General features: G+C 70.4%; 2 protein-coding genes. Both read right to left on the minus strand.

The annotated features are described in order from the left end of the window. Window positions 1-82: 82 nt before the first annotated feature. Complete coding sequence (locus C1J00_RS39515; protein WP_245936692.1) at window positions 83-2,110, minus strand: excinuclease ABC subunit UvrA; 2,028 nt, start codon at window positions 2,108-2,110, stop codon at window positions 83-85. A 10-nt stretch (window positions 2,111-2,120) separates the two neighbouring features. Further along, on the minus strand, window positions 2,121-3,746 hold the full coding sequence (locus tag C1J00_RS39520; protein WP_102913692.1) for an ABC-F family ATP-binding cassette domain-containing protein: 1,626 nt from the start codon (window positions 3,744-3,746) through the stop codon (window positions 2,121-2,123). Between the last annotated feature and the right edge of the window lie 286 nt (window positions 3,747-4,032).

The raw sequence follows: 4,032 nt of genomic DNA on the forward strand, positions 1-4,032 counted from the left end.
CGCAAGATCCGCTCCTGCATCACCGGCTACGGCAGCAAGGCCCCCGGAGAACCCGCGAGCCACCGCCGCTCCCCGGTCGTCGTCACCCTGAACCACCGATGGCACGACCACTAAAGCAACGGCATTGGCCTGAAGGGCCTGGGGGGACCCCCAGCCGCTCACCGCCGGAGAGCGTGGAGAGGGGCTGGCCGAGGGTGAGGTACGTCAGTCCGACGTCCCGCAGGGCGCGCAGCCGGCGCCGTACGCCCGTGTCGTCGAAGAAGCCGAGTGCCTGCTCGGCCGTCATCCCCAGGACGTCCGCGACGGACCTGCCCCGCACGGTCAGCCGCAGCACCTCCTCCTTGAAGCGCCGTCCCTCGCAGTCGTGGCAGGTCGTCGTCACGGGGTCCATGAAGGCGAGGTCGGTGTAGATGACGCCCCGGCCCCCGCAGGTGCCGCAGGCACCGCCGGAGTTGAAACTGAAGAGGCCCGCGCCGGCCCCCGTCTCCCGGGCGTAGATCTTCCGCACCGTGTCCATGATCCCCAGGTACGTCGCCGGGGTGGAGCGCCCCGAGATGCCGATCGACGACTGGTCGACGACCACGGCCTCCTCGTGCGCCGCGGTGAACTCCCCGGCCAGCGTGCTCTTCCCCGACCCCGCGACGCCGGTCACCGCCGTGAGCACACCGGCCGGGAACCGTACGGTCACATTCCGCAGGTTGTGCCGGTCCGCGCCCTTGACCCACAGCTCGCCCCGGGGCTCCCGCACCTCGTCCTTGACCGCCGTACGGGTGCGCAGGCAGCGCCCGGTGAGCGTGCCGGACACGGCCAGTTCCTGCGGCGTCCCCTCGAACACCACCGCGCCGCCCCCGGCACCGGCGCCCGGGCCCATGTCGACGACGTGGTCGGCCAGCGCGATGACGTCCGGGTCGTGCTCGACGACCAGCACCGTGTTGCCCTTGTCGCGCAGCCTCAGCAGCAGGTCGCCGAGACGGCCCACGTCACGCGGGTGCAGGCCGACGCTCGGCTCGTCGAAGATGTACGTCATGCCGGTCAGGCTGGAGCCGAGGTGCCGCACCGTCTTCAGCCGCTGCCCCTCCCCGCCGCTGAGCGTGGCCGTCTCCCGGTCGAGGCTGAGGTAGCCGAGGCCGATCGCCTCGATGCGCTCAAGCGCGACCACGGCGGCCGAGGCGATCGGCCCGGCCACCGTGTCGTCGATCTCCCTCAGCACGGCGATCAGGTCGGAGATCTGCATACGGGTGCAGTCGGCGATCGACCGGCCGTTGATCCGGGTTGCCAGGGCTGCCGCGTTGAGGCGGGCTCCGTGGCAGACCACGCAGGTGTTCTCCACGAGGAACGCGCTCACCAGCTCCCGGGTCTTCTGGCTCATGGCCGACAGGTCCCGCTTCAGGTACAGCCGCTCGAAGCGGACAACCAACCCCTCGTACTCCGTGGTCCAGGTGCCGCCCGTGCCGTCGACCGTGACCTTGCTGCCGGGCCGCCCGCGCATCAGGAACTCCCGCTCGGCGGCCGTGAAGCGTCCCACCGGCTTGTGCGGGTCGAGGTCGGCGCTGTTGGTGTACGTCTGTCCCTGCCAGGTCCCGGCGGCGAAGGGCGGGAAGCGGACCGCCCCTTCGGCGAGGGAACGGTCCGGGTCCAGGATGCGGTCCCAGTCGGGCCGTACCGCCCGGCCGAGGCCGTCGCACCCGGGGCACATGCCCGACGGGTCGTTGAACGAGTACGCCGTCGCCGGCCCGGCGCTCGGAGTGCCGTACCGGGAGAACAGCACCCGGATCACCGAGTAGACGTCCGTCATGGTTCCGACGGTCGACCGGGAGTGGCCGCCGACCTGCCGCTGGTCGACGACGATCGCCGGCGTGAGGTCCTCCAGGCCGTCCGCGTGCGGCCGCTCGAACTTGGGCAGCCGGTTGCGGACGAACCAGGGGTACGTCTCGTTCAGCTGGCGCTGCGACTCCACCGCGATCGTGTCGAAGACGACGGACGACTTCCCCGACCCCGAAACGCCGGTGAACACCGTCAGCCGGCCTTTCGGGATGCGCAGGGTGACGTCCTTGAGGTTGTTCTCACGTGCTCCGGTCAGGGTGATGGCATCGTGTGCGAAGTCGGTCATGCCACCGACGCTAAGCGGAAAACCAGACAGCCTCTGGCGTGATTTCCCTCAGTTCTCCCTCCTCCAGCACCAGCCATCGCGTGATGCCGAGCGACTCCAGGAACGGCAGGTCGTGACTGGCCACGATCAGTGCCCCCTCGTACGACTCCAGGGCCGTGGTGAGCTGCCGGACGCTCGCCATGTCGAGGTTGTTGGTCGGTTCGTCCAGCATGAGCAGCTGCGGCGCGGGCTCGGCCAGCATCAGCGCGGCCAGCGCCGCCCGGAAGCGTTCGCCGCCGGACAGCGTCGCCGCCTTCTGGTCGGCGCGGGCGCCCCGGAACAGGAAGCGCGCCAGCCGCGCCCGGACCCGGTTGTTGGTGGCGCCCGGCGCGTACCGGGCCACGTTCTCGGCGACGGTCCGCTCCCCGTCGAGGACGTCGAGCCGCTGCGGCAGGAACCGCAGCGGGACGTGCGCCCGCACCTCGCCCGACTCCGGGGGGAGCTCCCCGGTGATCGTGCGCAGCAGTGTGGTCTTGCCCGCGCCGTTGCGACCGATCAGCGCGACCCGCTCGGGACCGCGCAGCTCCAGGCCGCCCTTCACCCGGGCGCCGTAGCGGAGCCCGAGATCCTGCAGCGTGAGGACGGTACGCCCCGGCGGCACCGCCGTGTACGGCAGATCGACACGGATCTCGTCGTCGTCCCGGACCGCCTCCGCCGCCTCGTCGAGCCGCTCCCTGGCCTCGGCGAGCTTCTCCTCGTGCATGATGCGGTGCTTGCCCGCGGACTCCTGCGCCGCGCGCTTGCGTGCCCCCATGACGATCTTCGGCTCGCGCTTCTGGTCCCACATCTTCTGCCCGTACCGCTTGCGGCGGGCCAGTTTGACCTGGGCGTCGGTCAGTTCGCGCTTCTGCTTGCGGAAGTCGGCCTCGGCGACGCGCACCATGCGCTCGGCCGCCTCCTGCTCGATCTCCAGGGCCTCCTCGTAAGCGGAGTAGTTGCCGCCGTACCACGTGACCTGGCCGGAGCGCAGATCGGCGATCTGGTCGACGAGGTCCAGCAGTTCACGGTCGTGGCTGACGACGACCATCACGCCCGGCCAGGACTGGACGGCCGCGTACAGCCGCCTGCGGGCGTACAGGTCGAGGTTGTTGGTCGGCTCGTCCAGCAGCAGCACGTCGGGACGGCGCAGCAGCAGGGCGGCCAGGCGCAGCAGCACCGACTCGCCGCCCGACACCTCACCGATGGTGCGGTCCAGCCCGATGTGTCCGAGCCCGAGTTCACCGAGGGTGGCGAGGGCGCGTTCCTCCACGTCCCAGTCGTCGCCGACGGTCTCGAAGTGCGTCTCGGAGACGTCGCCGGCCTCGATGGCGTGCAGGGCGGCGCGCTGTTCGGCGATGCCGAGGGCCTCGTCCACGCGCAGGGCGGTGTCGAGCGTGACGTTCTGCGGCAGGTAGCCGACCTCGCCGGCCACGCGGACGGTGCCGTCGGCCGGTGCGAGTTCACCGGCGATCAGCCTCAACAGGGTTGATTTTCCGGACCCGTTGATGCCGACCAGGCCGGTCCGGCCGGGGCCGAACGCGACGTCCAGGCCCTCGAAGACGGGGCTGCCGTCGGGCCAGGTGAACGAGAGGGACGACACGGTGATGGAAGTAGACATGGGGCCTCACTCGCGGATGCTCGAAGCGGTCAGGGGCAAACGCGTGTCGAGACACCTGCGACCAGGGGGAGGCTCCATGGCACACCACGGACATGAAAAATGCCCCGCACCGGAGGACGGCTCGAACGCCGAGGTCGCACGCAGCGCACACCAGTCGGGTGTGACGCGGTGTCTCAGGACCTCAGACGAGCAACGTCCTTCTCCAATCGGCGGCAACAGGGACGCTTTACACCGTACGAGGGCGCTCTGAGCCTGTCAACGAATTAACGTGGAACCCGATCCCACC

It is taken from the genome of Streptomyces cahuitamycinicus (assembly GCF_002891435.1).
Classification (GTDB): Bacteria; Actinomycetota; Actinomycetes; order Streptomycetales; family Streptomycetaceae; genus Streptomyces; species Streptomyces cahuitamycinicus.